This window comes from Maribacter forsetii DSM 18668, from assembly GCF_000744105.1.
GTDB lineage: Bacteria > Bacteroidota > Bacteroidia > Flavobacteriales > Flavobacteriaceae > Maribacter > Maribacter forsetii.
On the sequence record NZ_JQLH01000001.1, the window covers coordinates 2,719,008 to 2,737,667 of the forward strand.

At 35.1% G+C, this 18,660-nt stretch carries 21 protein-coding genes; 12 read left to right on the forward strand and 9 right to left on the reverse strand.

From position 1 onward, the window contains the following. Positions 1-2: 2 nt before the first annotated feature. From ligA to P177_RS11630, 4 genes are read right to left on the reverse strand one after another with little or no spacing between them, the layout of a single operon-like run. Positions 3-1,994, reverse strand: a complete 1,992-nt coding sequence (gene ligA / locus P177_RS11615) for an NAD-dependent DNA ligase LigA (RefSeq protein WP_036154922.1) — start codon at positions 1,992-1,994, stop codon at positions 3-5. A 5-nt stretch (positions 1,995-1,999) separates the two neighbouring features. Next, entirely contained in the window at positions 2,000-2,581 is a 582-nt protein-coding gene (locus P177_RS11620; RefSeq protein ID WP_036154925.1) for an LOG family protein, read from the reverse strand. Next, the gene (prmC, locus tag P177_RS11625; protein WP_036154927.1) at positions 2,578-3,447 is read right to left on the reverse strand and encodes a peptide chain release factor N(5)-glutamine methyltransferase; all 870 of its coding nucleotides are present in this window, start codon (positions 3,445-3,447) and stop codon (positions 2,578-2,580) included. Before prmC ends, P177_RS11620 begins: the two co-directional genes overlap by 4 nt. Positions 3,448-3,449: 2 nt before the next feature. Then, entirely contained in the window at positions 3,450-3,935 is a 486-nt protein-coding gene (locus tag P177_RS11630) for a GNAT family N-acetyltransferase (protein ID WP_036154929.1), read from the reverse strand. Positions 3,936-4,045: 110 nt separating this feature from the next. Between P177_RS11630 and ribD the strand changes: the two genes are divergently transcribed. The 4 genes from ribD to P177_RS11650 are packed head-to-tail and all read left to right on the forward strand — an operon-like array spanning position 4,046 to position 7,220. After that, positions 4,046-5,119 (forward strand): bifunctional diaminohydroxyphosphoribosylaminopyrimidine deaminase/5-amino-6-(5-phosphoribosylamino)uracil reductase RibD, encoded by a 1,074-nt coding sequence (gene ribD / locus P177_RS11635; protein WP_084684681.1) that lies wholly within the window; start codon positions 4,046-4,048, stop codon positions 5,117-5,119. Further along, positions 5,112-5,714 (forward strand): HAD family hydrolase, encoded by a 603-nt coding sequence (locus P177_RS11640; protein WP_036154932.1) that lies wholly within the window; start codon positions 5,112-5,114, stop codon positions 5,712-5,714. The genes ribD and P177_RS11640 overlap by 8 nt, the downstream gene beginning before the upstream one ends. Continuing rightward, entirely contained in the window at positions 5,715-6,599 is an 885-nt protein-coding gene (locus tag P177_RS11645) for an EamA family transporter (RefSeq protein ID WP_036154934.1), read from the forward strand. Between the two features lie 18 nt (positions 6,600-6,617). After that, on the forward strand, positions 6,618-7,220 hold the full coding sequence (locus tag P177_RS11650) for an IMPACT family protein (RefSeq protein ID WP_036154936.1): 603 nt from the start codon (positions 6,618-6,620) through the stop codon (positions 7,218-7,220). A gap of 3 nt (positions 7,221-7,223) precedes the next feature. On the opposite strand, the gene P177_RS11655 is transcribed toward P177_RS11650, so the two are convergent. After that, on the reverse strand, positions 7,224-7,622 hold the full coding sequence (locus tag P177_RS11655) for an acyl-CoA thioesterase (protein WP_036154938.1): 399 nt from the start codon (positions 7,620-7,622) through the stop codon (positions 7,224-7,226). Between the two features lie 202 nt (positions 7,623-7,824). Between P177_RS11655 and dnaA the strand changes: the two genes are divergently transcribed. The 3 genes from dnaA to P177_RS11670 are packed head-to-tail and all read left to right on the forward strand — an operon-like array spanning position 7,825 to position 10,437. Further along, a complete protein-coding gene (dnaA, locus tag P177_RS11660; protein ID WP_036154940.1) occupies positions 7,825-9,249 on the forward strand; it encodes a chromosomal replication initiator protein DnaA in 1,425 nt (474 codons plus the stop codon). A 12-nt stretch (positions 9,250-9,261) separates the two neighbouring features. After that, positions 9,262-9,714: a low molecular weight protein-tyrosine-phosphatase gene (locus P177_RS11665; protein WP_036154942.1), complete on the forward strand. Its 453-nt coding sequence runs from the start codon at positions 9,262-9,264 to the stop codon at positions 9,712-9,714. After that, entirely contained in the window at positions 9,715-10,437 is a 723-nt protein-coding gene (locus P177_RS11670; protein ID WP_036154944.1) for an SAM-dependent methyltransferase, read from the forward strand. It abuts the gene before it with no gap. Positions 10,438-10,492: 55 nt separating this feature from the next. Here the strand turns inward: P177_RS11670 and P177_RS11675 are convergent, their stop codons facing one another. From P177_RS11675 to dapF, 4 genes are all read right to left on the reverse strand, one after another. Next, entirely contained in the window at positions 10,493-11,122 is a 630-nt protein-coding gene (locus tag P177_RS11675) for a hypothetical protein (protein WP_036154946.1), read from the reverse strand. Positions 11,123-11,269: 147 nt separating this feature from the next. Beyond that, positions 11,270-12,313 carry an endolytic transglycosylase MltG gene (gene mltG, locus P177_RS11680; protein ID WP_036154948.1) on the reverse strand — a complete coding sequence of 348 codons (1,044 nt, stop codon included), beginning with the start codon at positions 12,311-12,313 and terminating at the stop codon, positions 11,270-11,272. Next, positions 12,313-12,837: a GNAT family N-acetyltransferase gene (locus P177_RS11685; protein WP_036154950.1), complete on the reverse strand. Its 525-nt coding sequence runs from the start codon at positions 12,835-12,837 to the stop codon at positions 12,313-12,315. The genes mltG and P177_RS11685 overlap by 1 nt, the downstream gene beginning before the upstream one ends. Beyond that, positions 12,831-13,607, reverse strand: coding sequence for a diaminopimelate epimerase (gene dapF / locus P177_RS11690; RefSeq protein ID WP_036154951.1), 777 nt, complete (start codon positions 13,605-13,607; stop codon positions 12,831-12,833). Before dapF ends, P177_RS11685 begins: the two co-directional genes overlap by 7 nt. Before the next feature lie 127 nt (positions 13,608-13,734). Here dapF and P177_RS11695 point away from each other — a divergent pair, with 127 nt between their 5' ends. From P177_RS11695 to trmD, 5 genes are all read left to right on the forward strand, one after another. Further along, positions 13,735-15,126, forward strand: coding sequence for a S1C family serine protease (locus tag P177_RS11695; protein ID WP_036158293.1), 1,392 nt, complete (start codon positions 13,735-13,737; stop codon positions 15,124-15,126). A 116-nt stretch (positions 15,127-15,242) separates the two neighbouring features. Further along, entirely contained in the window at positions 15,243-16,691 is a 1,449-nt protein-coding gene (locus tag P177_RS11700; protein WP_036154952.1) for a glyceraldehyde-3-phosphate dehydrogenase, read from the forward strand. Positions 16,692-16,837: 146 nt separating this feature from the next. Continuing rightward, complete coding sequence (locus P177_RS11705; RefSeq protein WP_036154953.1) at positions 16,838-17,461, forward strand: hypothetical protein; 624 nt, start codon at positions 16,838-16,840, stop codon at positions 17,459-17,461. Positions 17,462-17,494: 33 nt separating this feature from the next. After that, complete coding sequence (locus P177_RS11710; protein ID WP_036154954.1) at positions 17,495-17,938, forward strand: GNAT family N-acetyltransferase; 444 nt, start codon at positions 17,495-17,497, stop codon at positions 17,936-17,938. 17 nt (positions 17,939-17,955) lie between these two features. Further along, the gene (gene trmD, locus P177_RS11715) at positions 17,956-18,630 is read left to right on the forward strand and encodes a tRNA (guanosine(37)-N1)-methyltransferase TrmD (protein ID WP_036154955.1); all 675 of its coding nucleotides are present in this window, start codon (positions 17,956-17,958) and stop codon (positions 18,628-18,630) included. Positions 18,631-18,660: the final 30 nt, after the last annotated feature.

Sequence of the window (18,660 nt, forward strand, 5' to 3'; positions counted from 1 at the left end):
GTTTATGCTAACATATTAATAAAATCTTGCTCACTGATAATCGGTATTTCCAGCTTCTCTGCCTTGGTACGCTTACTTGGTCCCATTTTATCCCCTGCAACCAAAAAACTAGTCTTTGATGATATGGAAGAACCTACCTTACCTCCATTATCTTCTATTTTCTTCTTAAGTTCATCTCTACTTAATATCTCAAAAACACCTGATACTACAAAGGTTTTACCCGCTAAAGTATCGGTCTGGTTTTGCAATTTCTCTGCAGATATTTCTAATTGCACTCCGTAGCTACGTAATCTTTCTATAGCATCTATATTCTTTTCATTTGCAAAAAAGTCTATTACACTTTGTGCTATACGATCACCTATTTCATCTACTGAAGTCAAGTGCTCTAGAGTTGCTTCTTTCAGCGCATCTATATTCTTATATGCTTTTGCCAATTTCTTTGCCACGGTCTCCCCTACAAAACGAATTCCTAAAGCGAACAAAACACGCTCAAAAGGCACTTTTACCGATTCTGATACTCCTTTGACTAAATTTTCGGCGGACTTCTCTGCCATTCGCTCCAAAGGCAATACATCTTCTTTGGTGAGTTTATACAAATCTGCATAATCGTCTATTAAACCTTCTTTAAATAACAACTCTACAGTCTCACCACCTAAGCCTTCAATATCCATTGCCTTTCTTGAAATAAAATGCTGAATTCGACCCGTTATCTGTGGAGGACAACCATATTCATTAGGACAGTAATGTTTAGCATCGCCTACTGTTCTAGTCAGCTCTGTTCCACATTCCGGACATTGATGTATATACTTAGTAGGTTTGGAATCTGCAGGTCTTTTGGTTAAATCTACAGCTATAATTTTTGGAATAATTTCCCCTCCCTTTTCTACAAATACGGTATCGCCAACACGAATATCTAATTTTGCTATTTGATCTGCATTATGCAATGAAGCTCTTTTGACCGTTGTACCTGCCAATAAAACAGGTTCTAAATTCGCTACAGGTGTAATTGCCCCTGTACGCCCTACTTGATATGTAATTTCATTGAGGGTAGTAGAAACTTGTTCCGCCTTAAACTTATATGCCATTGCCCATCTTGGAGCTTTGGAAGTAAAGCCCAATTCTTCTTGATTCTGAAGACTATTTACTTTAATCACAACTCCGTCCGTCTCATAAGGCAATTCATGTCTTTTCACATCCCATTCCTCAACAAAAGCCATCACTTCATCTGTAGTTTGGCAAAGCTTTGCAACGGTTGGCACTTTAAAACCCCATTCACGGGCTTTCTCTAACATGTGAAACTGAGAATCTATATTTAAGTTTCTACCTACTATACTATACAACAAACACTCCAACGGTCTTTCCGCAACAGCACTACTATCCTGAAGTTTTAAACTACCTGATGCTGTATTTCTAGGGTTCATGTATGGATCTTCTCCATTTGCTACGCGCTCTTCGTTCATTTTCATGAATCCGTCAAAAGGCAAAACGATTTCTCCACGTATATCAAACTTCTCAGGGTAATCTCCCTTTAGTTGCAGCGGAACAGATTTTATCGTTTTAATATTATTGGTGACATCGTCTCCCTGAATTCCGTCACCACGGGTAACTGCCTTTATCAGTTTTCCTTTTTCATAGGTTATACTGATAGAAGCACCATCGTACTTTAACTCGCACGTAAAAGCAACAGGCACATCCCCTAGGTTACGCTGAATACGTTTCTCCCAATCTTCTAAATCTTCTTTGGAGTACGAATTATCTAAAGAATACATTCTGTGCTCATGAACTACGGTCGCAAAATTCTTAGTGATCATTCCACCAACCCGAAGTGAAGGTGAACTGGCATCATAGAATTCTGGATGTTTTGCCTCCAAATCCTGTAATTCTTTCAATTTCATATCAAAATCATAATCAGAAATGGTCGGATTATCCAACACGTAGTAATTATGATTATGCTCTCGTAATTCTTTTCTAAGTGCTTCTATTTTTGCTTTCATATTCCTTAAAGCTGCTCTTTATTAATCCACTTTGGTGTTGGTAACGGAATGTAATTTTCCATTTTCTCTAACAATGAATCTATATCATCGTCCACCAAAATAGTATTTATATGTTCTTGTTTTACAAAACCTTCTTTGACCATGTCATGCATCATCTTTAAAAGGGAATCATAAAATCCGTTTGTATTTAATATTCCTATCGGATATTGATGTAGCCCCAGTTGAGACCAGGTCAACATTTCAAAAAATTCTTCTAAGGTTCCAAATCCCCCAGGTAGCATTAGTATTCCGTCAGATAGATCATGCATCTTCAATTTACGTTCATGCATGTTTTGGGTAACTATTAATTCTGTCAAGCCCTCATGAACCACTTCTTTCTTTTTTAGAAATACAGGAATTACTCCTATCACCTTTCCTCCATTGTTTAATACTCCTTCAGCTACTTTAGCCATGATGCCTATTTTAGCGCCACCATAAACTAATTGAATATTATTCTTCCCAAAAGTCTCTCCTAATTCTGATGCCTGTAAACCATATGCAGAATCAACACCTTCACTACTACCGCAAAAAACTACAATACTTTTCATTTTCTTATTCCTTTTATCATGCGGTCATTGCCAAACATATCTTTCCGTAACTCTATAGTCTTGAAATTAGATTCTTTTAATAAAATCATCGTTTCTTTACCTAAATACTGATTAATCTCTAAATACAAACATCCGTCTTCATTTAGATGGTCAGCTGCAAAATTAACTACTGCGCTATAAAACTTTAATGGGTCTTCATCAGGAACAAAAAGTGCCAAACCAGGCTCATGGTCTATGACATTATTCTGCATTTCTTCTTTTTCTAATTCTCGCACATATGGCGGATTAGATATAATGATATCAAACTTCTGGTCTAATTCTTTTATTGCCGTTTCTTTATCCAGAGACAGTATATCCGCTTTGAAAAACTTTACGCTAGCACCAAGTAATCGGTTATTTTCATCTGCTACTTTTAAAGCATCCGAAGAAATATCCAACCCGAATACTTTTGCATTCGTCAAATTCTTATCCACAGAAATTGGAATACACCCACTACCTGTACCCATATCTAGAATAGTTGATGATTGTTTTACAACTTTTACATCATCCAATACCCAACGAACCAATTCTTCAGTTTCAGGTCTTGGTATCAATACATGCTCATTGACCTTAAAATCTAGGTCCATAAAATATGATGTTCCAATAATATGCTGAATAGGCTTTTCTAGTTTTAATTCAGATAAGGCTTGAAATATAAAAGTCTCCTGTTCTTTATCTATAATTAACTCTGGTTGAATTGCCAGAACAAAACGTTCTAAATCAAAATAATGCTCAATTAGTAAATAGAAGAAACTATTTACCTCGTCCTTACCATAAATAGCATCTAATTCTAAATGAAATATATTTTTAATCTCCTTTAATAACACAGTTACAATTTTTTAAGCATGAACACGGGACAAGAATAATGACCCGTATCTCCCATTCTGCCTTCTATATATTCAAAGCCCATTTTCTTGTATAATTTCTGAGCCGCTTCCATACTAGGTAATGTTTCTAGATAACAAGAATCAAAACCATATTCTTTGGCACGATTTAAACAAACGCTTATCATTTTATGCCCTAAACCCTTACCTCTAGCCTCTTTTAAAAAATACATTTTCTGAAGCTCACTTACATTACCCTCATAATTATCTAATTGAGCTATACCTGCACATCCCAAAATAGAACCATTCTCTTCTACAACAAAATAAGTTGCCTTAGGTTTCTCATAGTGTTCAAACATGTTATCTAATGAAGGGTCTTCATATGCTGTTCCCACTTTTGGAACACCCATATCCACCAAAACTTGTCGTATAACTTTGGCTACTTGTGGGTTATCTCCCTTTCTAATTTCACGGATAATGACATTTTCCATAAGAATAAGGCAATAGGTTTTAAAGTACTATTTTTGAGGTGTGAAGATACGTGATATGCATATAATGTTAAAGTTTGATGTCCATTAATAATCTAGATACCAACAATTCAATGCCGTTAAATAGAGATGCGCTTTCTACCGATGAAACCTATATGCTTCGTTGTATACAGATAGCAAAGAACGGACTAGGCTTAACAGCACCCAACCCTATGGTAGGCGCTGTAATTGTACATGATGATAAAATTATTGGCGAAGGGTTTACTAGCGCATACGGTGGTTCTCACGCTGAGGTAAATGCAATTAACTCCGTTACTGATGTTTCGCTTTTAAAATCATCTACCATTTATGTAACCTTAGAACCTTGTTCTCATTACGGGAAAACTCCGCCTTGTGCAGATTTAATAATAAAAATGGGAATCCCTAAAGTTGTTATAGGTTTAAAGGATCCGCATGAAAAAGTAGCCGGTAAAGGAATTAAAAAACTAGAAGAAGCAGGTTGTATTGTACTAGTTGGTATTCTACAAAAAGAATGCGAGGAACATCACAAACGCTTTCTTACTTTTTTCACTAAAAGACGGCCATACTTAATTTTAAAATGGGCAGAAACCGCTGACGGATTTATTGCTCCTGAACCATTAAAACGTGGAGAAGAGAAGAAACCCTATTGGATTACTAATACCAAATCTCGACAATTAGTGCATAAATGGCGAAGTGAAGAGGCTGGTATTTTGGTAGGCACGAATACGGTCTTAGATGACAATCCGCAATTAAACTTAAGAGATTGGGACGGCAAAGCACCAATACGCATAGTATTAGATAGAAGCCAAAAAATAACAACGGATTATCATGTTTTTGACGGAAAACAAAAGACCATTGTTTGTACCGAAATAAATGACCGCGAAGATGATATTGCCGAAGTAACTTATAAAGTCTTAGATTTTAATTCTAACATACCACAACAACTTTGCAATATAATGCACGAAGATCAAATACAAAGTGTCATAATCGAAGGCGGATTACAAACACTTCAAAGTTTTATTGATGCTGGTCTTTGGGACGAAGCACGAATTTTTAAAGGAACAAACAGATTCTCTAAAGGTATTGCCGCACCGAAAATATCAGGACGCAAACTAAAACAAATTCAAATTTTAACTGACCAACTAACCATAATACGTAATGATTAAAAATATCATATTTGATTTTGGAGATATCTTCATTAATCTAGATAAGCAAGCCCCTTTATTAGAAATGGCAAAATTTGGGTTTACTGAATTGACCCCGGAATTGGATACTATTTTTAAAGAATACGAAATGGGATTAATGGAGTCTGATGAATTTGTTAATAGACTACAGGATATTTTTACCAATGCTTCTAAAGATCAAATTAAAGACGCATGGAATTCCATTATTTTAGATTTTCCTGAAGAACGCTTAGAATTCATTGAAAAACTAAAAAGTGATAATAAATACCGATTGTTTTTATTAAGTAATACCAATGATTTACACATAGACAAAGTGAAAGAATCCATGGGATTGGAACGCTTCAACAGGTTTAAAAACTGTTTTGAGGTTTTCTACCTATCTCAGGAAATGAAAATGCGCAAACCTAATGCAGATATATATGAGTTTGTCTTGAAAGAAAATGAATTAATTGCAAATGAGACGTTCTTTGTAGATGACACTAAAGAAAATACAGATGCCGCCTCTAAGTTAGGTGTACATTGCTGGAATCTTCAAGTAGGTAAAGAAGATGTTCTAGAAACTTTAAGCCATCTCTAAATGATGTATTTAGCGCTTAGCATTCTTTTTTCAAGTTTAATCTTCGTTATTTTTAAATTGTATGCCAAATATCAGGTTCAAACGATATATGCCATAATTACCAATTACTTTATTGCTTGCACTGTAGGTGTCATTTATTATAATGAGCCTATACACCTAGCTGAAATACCACAGAAAAGTTGGTTTTGGGGAAGTGTCGCTTTAGGTCTTCTTTTCATACTGATATTCAATTTAATGGCGGCTACATCTCAAAAATTAGGAGTATCCGTTGCTTCGGTTGCTACAAAAATGTCGTTAACCATTCCGGTACTATTCGGAGTGTTCTTCTATAAAGAGTCACTTGGAGTATTAGAAATTATAGGAATCATATTAGCCTTATTAGCCGTTTACTTTACTTCATTAAAAGAAAAGAAGATCAAAGCGGAGAAATGGGCTTTTGCACTACCTGTTTTGGTCTTTCTAGGTTCCGGAACTATCGATACCAGCATAAAGTATTTTCAAGATGCACATATGCCCGAAGAGGAATATGCCTTGTTCTCAGCTACGGTTTTTGCCGCTGCAGGTATATTCGGTTTGTTCTTCATAGCATTTAAATCTACCAAGCAACGACTTAAAATTAATTTCAAAAATATACTTGGCGGTATTTGCTTAGGTATACCTAATTATTTTTCCATCTACTTTTTACTAAAAGCGCTACAACATCCTACGTGGAACAGTGCTTCGGTTTTTACCATAAACAATGTTGCTATTGTTATGTTCTCAACTTTGCTTGGTATTTTACTTTTCAGAGAGCGCCTAACGATCAAAAACTGGTTTGGAATAGGATTGGCTATCTTTAGTATCATTCTAGTCGCTTTTGGTCAGCAACTAATGACTTTCATTTAAAATATACCGATTACTACAATGGACGCCTATAAAACAATCGCCAAACCATCTGGTCCTATTTTGTTCAAAGAGCGAAAGAGCAAGTTTTATGGCTATTGTTTTCCTGTTTCTGATGAAGAAACGATTAAAGAACATATTGAAGCTCTTAAAAAAGAATATCCCACAGCAAACCACGTATGCTATGCTTGGCAAATGGGTATTGAAACAAAATCATATCGCGCTAATGACGATGGAGAGCCAAACAATTCTGCCGGTATGCCCATTTATGGTCAATTACAATCTTTTGATGTAACAAATACCCTAGTTGCCGTTGTACGTGTTTTTGGTGGTACAAAATTAGGAGTAGGCGGATTAATAAGTGCTTACAAAGAAGCCGCTAAGCTAGCGTTGGAAAATACTAAAATAGTTACCAAGGTTTTACAGCAACAATTATCGGTAACTTTTGAATATTCAGAAATGGATATTGTAATGCGTTTGGTAAAAAAATACCAATTGAATATCGTTTCTCAAGATTTACATTTAAAATGCAAAATGATACTCTCCATCAATAAAAGTGATTTCAAAAAAACAATGAAACTTTTAAAAGCTCATCACAAATTAGAAATAAAGGAAATTGAATAATTTTCAATACCCCAATTTATCTAAAAGTATTTGCGGACATCTAGTAGGTCTTTTACGCTCCATATCCATAAAAACCAAAACAGTATTTGCCGTAGCTAATAATTCTCCTGCTTCATTTGTAATTTCATAATCAAATTCAATTCTTACAGCAGGTTTTTTATTCAAAATAACTTTAACTGTTATTAAATCATCATACAAAGCCGACTTCAAATATTTTATGGACAAACTTATTACCGGGAGCATAATTCCGCCTTCCTCCATGCTTTTGTAAGAAATACCTAACGCCCTTAACCATTCAACTCTTGCCAATTCTAAGTATTGAGCATAGTTACCATGATAGACAACCCCCATCTGGTCTGTTTCTGAGTATCTAATTCGAAAAGAAATTTCGTTTGTTCGCATTTATTTCAAGTAAAAAGTATATATTTAAAAGCTCCCCTATTGAGTAAGCGAACATGAGAAAAAAAAAGGTCAAATTCAATGACAATCGATTTTTTTTTTCAATATTTTGTTCACATATTTGCCCAAGTTGAACGAGAACCTATATTGATTTTTTATAATCACCTATAGCTCAACACTAACCATTAAAAGAGTATAATTTATTATGAGTGTTACTGCAAATTCCGTATGGAAAAACTGTTTGGTGTTTATTAAGGATAATATCCAACCGCAGGCATTCAAAACATGGTTTGAGCCCATTAAACCTATTAAACTTTCAGAAAACGCATTAAGTATTCAAGTGCCAAGTAAATTCTTTTACGAGTGGCTAGAAGAACATTATGTTAAACTTTTAAAAGTTGCTTTAACCAAAGAGTTAGGTGAATCTGCAAAGTTGGTTTATATCATTAGAATGGAAAACACCTATGGTAACAAAGAGCCTTTTACAGAAAAGATTCCAAGTTCCAACAGAGGTGCAATGGCCGCTCAAGAAATGGATGTCCCAATTAAATCTAAAAATCCAGAATTACGTAATCCGTTCGTAATTCCAGGTATTAGAAATATCAAAATAGAATCACAGTTAAATCCTAATTATAACTTTGACAACTTCCTAGAAGGTGACTCTAACAGATTGGCAAGATCTGCAGGTATGGCTGTTGCCAATAAACCAGGTGGCACATCTTTTAATCCGTTATTGGTTTTTGGCGGTGTAGGTCTTGGAAAAACTCACTTAGCTCATGCTATTGGTGTTGAAATAAAAGATAAATATCCTGAACGTACTGTTTTATATATTTCCGCTGAGAAATTTACACAGCAGTATATTGAATCTGTTAAGAAAAATACTAGAAATGACTTTATTCATTTCTATCAGTTAATAGATGTATTGATTATTGATGATGTACAATTCTTATCAGGTAAATCTGGTACGCAAGATGTATTCTTCCATATTTTCAACCATTTACACCAAAATGGAAAACAAGTTATTTTAACTTCAGACAAAGCGCCTGTAGATATGCAGGATATTGAACAACGCTTACTTTCTCGTTTCAAATGGGGATTATCGGCAGAACTGCAGAGTCCTGATTACGAAACAAGAATCTCTATCTTAAAGAATAAGTTATATAGAGATGGTGTTGAAATACCTGAAGACATCATAGAATATGTTGCTAAACATATTAAAACAAATATTAGAGAATTAGAAGGTGCCATTATCTCCCTAATAGCACAGTCTACTTTAAATAAAAGAGAGGTTACTATTGAGCTTGCTCAACAGGTTGTAGAAAAGTTTGTAAAGAACACCAAACGCGAAGTATCTATTGACTACATACAAAAAGTAGTTTCTGATTACTTTGAAATGGACGTTGCCACGTTACAGTCTAAAACAAGAAAAAGACACATTGTACAGGCTAGACAATTAGCGATGTTCTTTGCTAAGAAGTTTACCAAAGCTTCATTAGCAAGTATTGGTTCGCAAATTGGAAAAAGAGATCATGCTACTGTTTTACACGCATGTAAAACTGTTGACAATCTTGCCGAAACCGACAAACAGTTTCGCAAATACATAGATGACCTTACTAAGAAATTTTCTTAAAACTTACGTTACATGAAAGTGTTGATGGTTTGCCTGGGCAATATATGTAGGTCTCCATTAGCAGAGGGCATTCTAAAAAGTAAAGTTGACGCTACCAAAATTTTCGTTGATTCGGCAGGTACCGGAGGTTATCATATTGGTAATTCTCCTGACCCAAGATCGATTAAAGTAGCCCTTGAACATGGTTTGGACATAAGCTCCCAAGTTTGTAGAAAATTTACCGTTTCTGATTTTGATGCTTTTGATGTGATATATGCCATGGACAAAAGTAACTACGCCAATATCATAAGTCTAGCAAGAAATAATGATGAGGTAGAAAAAGTGAAGCTTATCTTAAATGAAATAAGTTCTTCTGATAAAGAAGTGCCAGATCCATATTATGATGCTGAAGACGGATTTGAACATGTATTTCAAATGATCGACCAAGCTTGCGATAGGATAGCCGTAAGATTACAAAGTAAATAAATGAGTGTGCAAAACGGAAAAACAGGACAAGTATATTTAATACCTACAACATTAGGCGATATGCCACCTTTAGAGGTTTTACCAATCTCAATTAAACAAACAATTGAAAAATTAGACCACTACGTGGTTGAAAATGAAAAAACCGCTCGTCGTTTTATCAAAAAAATCAGCCCTAGAAAATCGCAACCAGATTTAAAACTATTTGTTTTAAACAAGTTTACGGAACCTGCTGAGATCCCAAGTTTTTTGAATCCGTGTTTAGAAGGTTTTGATGTAGGAATACTATCTGAAGCCGGCTGTCCAGGTATTGCGGATCCAGGAGCTGCAGTAGTTAAAATTGCACATGATAAAAATATTCAAGTAATACCTTTGGTTGGTCCCTCTTCCATACTATTAGCTTTGATGGCAAGTGGCATGAACGGTCAAAATTTTGCTTTTAATGGCTACCTACCTATTGATAGTTCTGACCGTAAAAAGTACATCAAGAATTTGGAACGCAGATCTAAAGAAGAAAACCAATCTCAACTATTTATTGAAACACCCTACCGTAATAACAAAATGCTAGAAGAGCTTATTAAAACATTAGCTCCAAGCACAAGAATATGCGTAGCTGCCGATATTACATTACCTACGGAATACATTAAAACCAAGACGGCTATAAATTGGAAAAAAGAGAATGTAGATTTACACAAAAGACCTGCTATTTTTATAATTCAGGCATAAAAAAACCTTGACAAAAAAATGCCAAGGTTTCCCATTTTCATATCTACTTAAACTCTTATATTCTAGGATTACGTTTTGCCTCTACCATAGAAACATCATAACCCGCAAACTTTTTCATATAATTAGAAATACTGGTTCCATAACCATCTGAAAGCTCCATACGACCGTGAGATCTTAGATATAATTTTACATTACCAGGTCCTGCTAAATGTGCAGCAGCCAAAATACCAGATTCCGTTATTTGTATACCATTCATTTTTACACCAACATAACGTTTAATATCTCTTCTTAAGACCCATTTGTTACGTGACGTGTTCACCTGAAATACTTTTTCTTGCAACACCGGGTCACTCAAAAACTGGTTGCCATCATAAACACCAACTAACTCTAGCGTACCTAGACCAAATTGATACTTACCCAAGTAACCAAAAGTATTGATCACAAAATAATTGCCTTGAGACTCTTTAAAAGCCAATGCTTCTTTAAAGCCTATAAATTGACTACCAAGAAAGGGGGGAGCGATTTGATAATTTGCCAATAAAGCCTCTTCCTGAGGGTAAGAAACCAAAAAAGATTCCTTCACTTTTAACTGGCTAGGCACTTCAACCGTAAAAGGTTTAAACCCATAACCAGATAAAACAAAAATCACAATAAGAGGACAACTTGCTAATATCCATCTTCTCATACCATATATTTCTTAAGACTTACGGCGACTACTATTTGCTTGCTTAAATTTCTGCGGCAAAGGTAGACCTGAAATTTTAAGAGTTTAAGAAGGTTCTGTTAAAAGAATACAGAATTAGTTAACAAGTTCTAAAATTCGGACGAAAGCTTACCTCTTGATTTTCTGAGCGTTAATCCATCGGATGTACTGTGCTTTATTTCGGTTGTGTTGCGTTAAATTCTCTGCAAACATGTGATAACCGAACTTTTCTACATTTGCTACAAAATAGTAATAATTGTGCTTTTTGGGGTTCAAAACAGCATCTATTGCAGTAATATCAGGCATTGCAATGGGCCCAGGTGGCAAACCGGCATACTTATACGTATTATATGGAGAATCCATTTCCAGGTCCCTATACAGCACTCTTTTAATTATAGTATCAAAATTTCCCGTTTCTTTCTTAATTGCATAAATAACGGTAGGGTCAGCCTGCAACAACATTCTCTTCCTTAATCGATTCAAATAAACACCTGCAACCGTAGGTCTTTCATCAACTTTTGCGGTTTCTTTATGAACAATAGACGCCAAGGCAATTACCTCATTTGGCTTTAAACCAAGAGCACTCGCCTTTTCTTTACGGGTATCGGTCCAAAAGCGATTGTATTCTTTCAACATTCTACCTCTAAATGATTCTGCAGATGTATTCCAAAAGAACTCATAGCTATTAGGGATATACAATGATATTTTATTTGCGTCGTCAAATCCGTTTGCCTTCAAAAAATCTTTATCATTGAATGCCGCGACCAATGAAATGCTATCTGCCTCGATCTGACTTGCAATTCTTCCCGCTAAATCATTGAGATTTTCTTGATTGTTAAATGAAACTTTAACAGGTAAGTTTCCACTTCGCAAGGAATTCACAATCTCATTATTGTTCATCCCCTTACCTACTCTATACCTTCCTGCCTTAATATTATCTAAATATCCTTTTCTATCTGCAGCTGACTCAAATGAATCAAAATCTTCCAATACCGGAGAAAGTCGTTCTTTTAAATCCTCAATAGTAGCATCCGTAGGTATAAAAACTATAGCCTCTTCATTATTAAAACTAGTGTTTGGAGTAAAAAAAGTTCCGTAAACCGTATAAGCAAAAATTCCGCCTCCAATTAAACCTAAGAGCACTACGCCCAGTAAAATACGCTTGATGTACATTAATTATTTATTTTTTGCAATAATACTTCATTCTTATAGGTATCCTTAAAACGCACCCAATCTTTCTTAACTCCAATTTCTTGAAATCCTAGTTTTTTGAATAAATGCAGACTTGGTGCATTCTCCTCTAAAATATTTGCGTAGATCTGCTTTAACCCCAAAACATTAAATAGGTAATTACACAATAGAGTAATAGCCTCTGAACCTATTCCCCTATTTCTTTGACCCTCATCTAAAACGATTATTCCGATACCTGCCCGATTATGATTTGGCTCAAAATCAAAAACATCAATTAAACCGACAGCTTTATGATCCTTTGAACATATTACCAGCCTTAACTGCTTTACATCATAAATATCTCTGTGAGCACTGTCTAGATAAAGTTGCAACACATCTTTAGAATACGGCGTAACCGTACCGCTCACTTCCCAAACACTGGTATTATTCTCAATTTCGTACAAAAAATCGAGATCCCTTTGTTCTAAAGCCCTTAGATATATTTGTTCTCCTTTTAATGTTACCACGTTAGTTCTCCTTTAAATACTTGCTTAGCCTCTCCTTTAAGGAAGATATTGCTATACACACCGTCCTCTTCTTGGAAGGTTACTTCTAAATGACCGCCTAATGCATTAACGGCAACGACCTTATCTTTTGTATTACCCAGATGAAACATACTTAATGCAACTGCAGTTACCCCTGTACCACATGACAAAGTTTCATCTTCCACTCCACGCTCATAGGTTCTTATATCAAATCCACCTGCGGTATTTGCCTCTACAAAATTGATATTACTACCCTTTTCTCCATAGATACCATATCGCATACGTGCACCTTCTTTTGCAACATCAAACGACTTTAACTCCTTTACCATTTGTACATGATGCGGTGAACCCGTATTCATAAAGAGGGCATTTGACTTTTCCTTAATTTCGCTTACATCTGTCATTTTAAGACTTACCACATCACCTACAATAGTTGCCTCATGAAGACCATCTACAGCGATAAAAACGGTTTCCTTCTTTATGATTTCTAAAAAATGGGCAAAAGCCACAATGCATCTTCCACCATTACCACACATACTCCCTTCATTTCCATCGGCATTATAATATACCATTCTAAAATCGGTAGTCTCATCATTCTCCAATAAAATAAGTCCATCAGAACCTACCCCAAATCTTCTATGGCAAATTTTAGCAATTAATTCTGAATCATCCTTTGGAAATTCTTTGTTACGATTATCAATCATCACAAAATCATTACCTGTACCCTGATATTTATAAAACGTATTTTCCATGCTATAATAAAGTCTCAAAGATAGCACATAATTACGTTTTGCTTGGTAGTTAAAAAGTAGTTAAACGCTTATGAAATAGCATAAAAACGAGTAATTTTGTGTAGAATACGTTAAATCTTTAATGAATATGAAAAGAATAGCAAGTCTCTTGTTTGTATCCGTTTTTGCCGGTGCAATTACATTGGGTGCTTACAAACTATTTTTCGAGAAGGAAAATTTCACTATCATTAGCCAAGAAAGCAATGGCGGTGTTGTAAATGCAAGCTACACTCCAACCTCTGCTAGAGGTGCCGGTATCAATGAAGTAGATTTTACCGTTGCGGCCGAAAATACTGTTAATGCCGTAGTCCACGTTAAGAATATTACCATAAGTAAGGCTCCTACCACTATATTCGATGTTTTTTATGGAACCAGCAGAAGTGCGGTACCACAGGTAGGAACAGGATCTGGGGTAATTATATCTTCTGACGGATATATTGTCACCAATAACCACGTTATCAATAAAGCTACTCAATTACAGGTCACTTTAAACAACAACAGAACATACAATGCTGAATTGATTGGCACCGACCCTAATTCTGATATTGCTTTAATAAAAATTGACCCTAATGAAAAGCTACCTTATTTAGCTTTTGGCGATTCTGACCATACTAAAATTGGCGAATGGGTGTTAGCCGTAGGTAATCCTTTCAACCTAACTTCCACAGTTACCGCAGGTATAGTTAGCGCTAAAGCTCGTAATCTAGGAAAAAACCAATCTTTCATACAGACCGATGCCGCTGTAAACCCTGGCAACTCTGGTGGTGCATTAGTAAATACCAATGGAGATTTAGTAGGTATCAATACGGCTATTACATCACAAACAGGTTCTTATGTTGGGTATTCCTTTGCCGTACCTAGTAATATTGCAAAAAAAGTCGTTCAAGACATATTGGAATATGGTAACGTTCAAAAAGGATTTATGGGCATAAGTCCTGCCCCGGTGAACACTAGAGATGCTATAGAAAAAGGTATCAATAATATTGACGGAGTCTTTATTGAATTAGTAGAAGAAGAGTCTGCAGCACAAGAAGCCGGTATTGTTGTCGGTGATATTATTAAAAAAGTCGATGAAATAGATGTGCATAAATATCCAGATTTAACTGGATATCTTTCTACAAAAAGACCTGGAGATACTTTGGCTTTTGTTATTGATAGAGACAAAGAGCTATTAACTTTACCGTTAGTTTTAAAAGAAAGACAATCCTTGGTTGTTCCTGAAATGGGCTTAGAAGTAAGAAATCTAACAGAACATGACAAGAAGGTTTACAAAACAACATCTGGTGTAAAAATCACGGGCGTACCTGAAAGATACAGAGGTTATGGTTTATCTGAAAAAGTAATTGTTAAAGTTGACGATCATGAAATAGGAAATATTGACGATGCCTATACTGCCTTTGGAAGTATTTCTAAATATGGAAAAACGGTTATTGTTATGGTAGGCTCAAATGGTGAACGAGATCGATTGATATTTCAATAACAAATAGCCTTAAAAATACAGCCTTCGCAAAAACGAAGGCTTTTTTTTGAAAAATATTTATTTAAAGCGCTTAATTTTTCTAGTTTTGTGCGAATTCTAAAAATAATCAACTAATTATGGCTCCACAGACCACATTTGAAAAAGAGCTGGCATTCCAAGCAGACCGTAGAAAAGCTACGACTGAATTTATCAAAATCGTGAGTGATTTATGGTATGATAAATCCATTGAAATTGTCCTTTTTAAAAATCAGGTTATTGACAAAAATGTAAGTGATATTATTCACTTGCACGAATACGCTGGTGAATTTGTACAGAAACCGATATCTATTTTTGATTCGGTAGAAATACTTCGTTCAATATCAGACATGTCGTTGCCACCATCTAAACTTGATATTGGTAAATTAACGTATGAATATCATTCTGATACCAACATTTTAAACAACGTTAAATCTTTTGTAATAGACAAATTACAATCTGCACAAGATTTTAAAAGTATAGAACCTAAAGATGTTGTTTTATACGGATTTGGACGAATTGGCAGATTAGTTGCCAGAGAGTTAATGTCCAAAACAGGTAAAGGAAACCAATTACGATTAAGAGCAATTGTAGTAAGAGGAAAACCTAGCATAGAGAATCTTGAAAAAAGAGCTAGTTTACTTAGAACGGATTCTGTTCATGGAATCTTTAATGGTACGGTAAAAGTTGACTACGCCAATCTTAAACTTATTATTAACGGTACAACGGTACATGTTATATACGCAAACATGCCAGAAGAGATTGATTATACGGAATACGGTATTAATCATGCTTTGGTCATAGATAACACCGGTGCCTTCAGAACCAAAGAACAATTAGAAAGACATTTACAAGCTAAAGGAGCATCTAAAGTGCTATTAACAGCACCAGGTAAAGAGGTAGCTAATATTGTCCACGGGGTTAATCATTTAGAATATGACCCAGACGACACTGAGATTTTTTCAGCTGCTTCTTGCACAACTAATGCCATTACACCAATACTAAAGGCTATTGAAGAAACTTTAGGTATTGAAAAAGGACACCTAGAAACTATTCATGCATATACGAACGATCAAAATTTGGTGGACAATATGCATGGTAAATACAGAAGAGGTCGTGCAGCCGCACTTAATATGGTCATTACCGAAACAGGAGCCGGAAAAGCAGTTACAAAAGCGCTACCATCTTTGAAAGGGAAGTTAACTTCTAACGCCATTCGCGTTCCAGTACCTAATGGTTCTTTAGCTATTTTAAATCTTGATGTTGACCAAAAGACATCCCTTGAAGGTGTTAACAGCATGATTAAAAAATACGCTCTTGAAGGTGATTTAGTAGAACAAATCAAATATTCATTAGATAAAGAATTGGTGTCATCGGATATCATAGGTACTTCTGCCCCATCTATTTATGATAGTATGGCAACTATAGTATCGGATTCAGGAAAAAATGTTGTTCTTTATATATGGTATGACAATGAATATGGTTATTCGCACCAAGTTATTCGTTTGGCAAAGTATATTGCCAAAGTACGTCGTTTTACTTATTATTAAAAAGCTATAAAAAAAACATCTATTTGGTAATTAGTAACGTAGTTAAATAAACTAGTTCAAGCTTTATACTTTTTTTTTATAATTCAATAATTATAAAGTACTTTAGTCAACTCTAAATTATTCAAATTAACCTAAGAATCTATTACATGAAGTTTTATCGAATACTATTATTACTGGCCTTTCTTTTAGCCAGTAACGTACAATTTGCTCAAGATACTGAAGAAGAGGAAGATAAATTATCTTTAGACGAAGGTCCGATCAGCAATCAGTTCGATTATATTGCTAAGCGTTCTGGAAATTATAGGGCAGACGGTGTTAGATATGAAGTGGTTAAAGAAACTAATCTATTTAAGATTAGAAAGAATGTTTTAGATTCTATTGCTGCCATGAATAAAAAAACAGGCGAGCTAAAATCTACTATTGCTGAACATGAGACTACAATTACATCCTTAAATAAAAAATTAGAAGAGACAACCACTAATTTAGGCGCGGTTACCGAAGAAAAAGATAGCATGTCTTTTTTAGGTCTACCTGTCTCTAAAGGGACTTATAATTTTGTTCTTTGGACAATAATTGGAGCATTGTTTTTAACGCTAGGTTTATTTATCTATAAATTTAGAAATAGTAATATTTTAACACAAGAGGCAAAACAAAACCTTTCTGAACTAGAAGTTGAATACGAAGACCATAGAAGAAGAGCTTTAGAGCGAGAGCAAAAAATAAGCAGGCAACTACAAGATGAAATAAATAAGCAGAAGAAAACTAAATAATTAAAAGCTCCTTTATGGAGCTTTTTTTTTGATATGATACAAATAAAAAGAATTACAATAGCAGACATTAACGACATCTTACCTCTTTTTGATGGGTATAGAGTGTTTTATAAAATGGAATCTGATATTGATGCTGCAACCAAGTTTTTAAAAAGTAGAATTACAAAAGAGGAATCCATCATATTTGCAGCATACGAAAACAATAAAGCCGTAGGTTTTACACAATTATATTATACTTTCTCTTCTGTAAGTCTACAAGAATCCCTCATTTTAAATGATTTGTTTGTTCATGCGGATTATAGAGGAAAATCTATTGGTGAACAATTACTTTTAAAAGCGCAAGAATTTTGCAAAGAGAATAGCTACAAAGGACTAGCATTGGAAACAGCTATTGATAATCCTGCTCAAAAATTATATGAGAAATTAGGATGGGAAAAAGATTACCATGCTTTTCATTACTTTTGGCAGGTTAAATGATGATGCAAGATTAAAAGATGCGAATAGATATTATTACCGTATTACCTGAATTACTTACCAGCCCGTTTGAAGCCTCCATTTTAAAAAGAGCCATTGATAAAGGATTGGTTGAAGTCCACTTTCATAATATTAGGGATTACACCTCTACCAAATACCGTAATGTTGATGACTATCAGTTTGGCGGCGGCGCAGGTATGGTTTTAATGATAGAACCAATAGACAAGTGTATTACCGAATTGAAGTCGCAACGAGACTATGATGAAGTTATCTACATGACGCCGGATGGCGCTACTCTAAATCAGAAAATGGCAAATACACTTTCCATGGTAGAGAACATTATAATTCTTTGCGGGCATTATAAAGGTGTTGACCAACGTGTTAGAGATGCTTTTATCACTAAAGAAATATCCATAGGAGATTACGTACTTTCCGGCGGAGAATTAGGTGCTGCAGTTCTGTGCGATTCTATTATTAGATTACTACCAGGTGTATTGAACGATGAAACTTCTGCCCTGACGGATACCTTTCAGGATGGACTTTTAGCACCGCCAGTATACACTAGACCTGCTGAATACGACGGGATGAAGGTCCCAGATGTTTTATTAAGCGGTAATTTCGGAAAAATTGAAGAGTGGCGTGAAAACAAGGCATACGAGCGTACCGAAAAACTACGACCGGACTTACTTGAGTAGCCAATTTTTAATATTAAAGAAAAACCATAT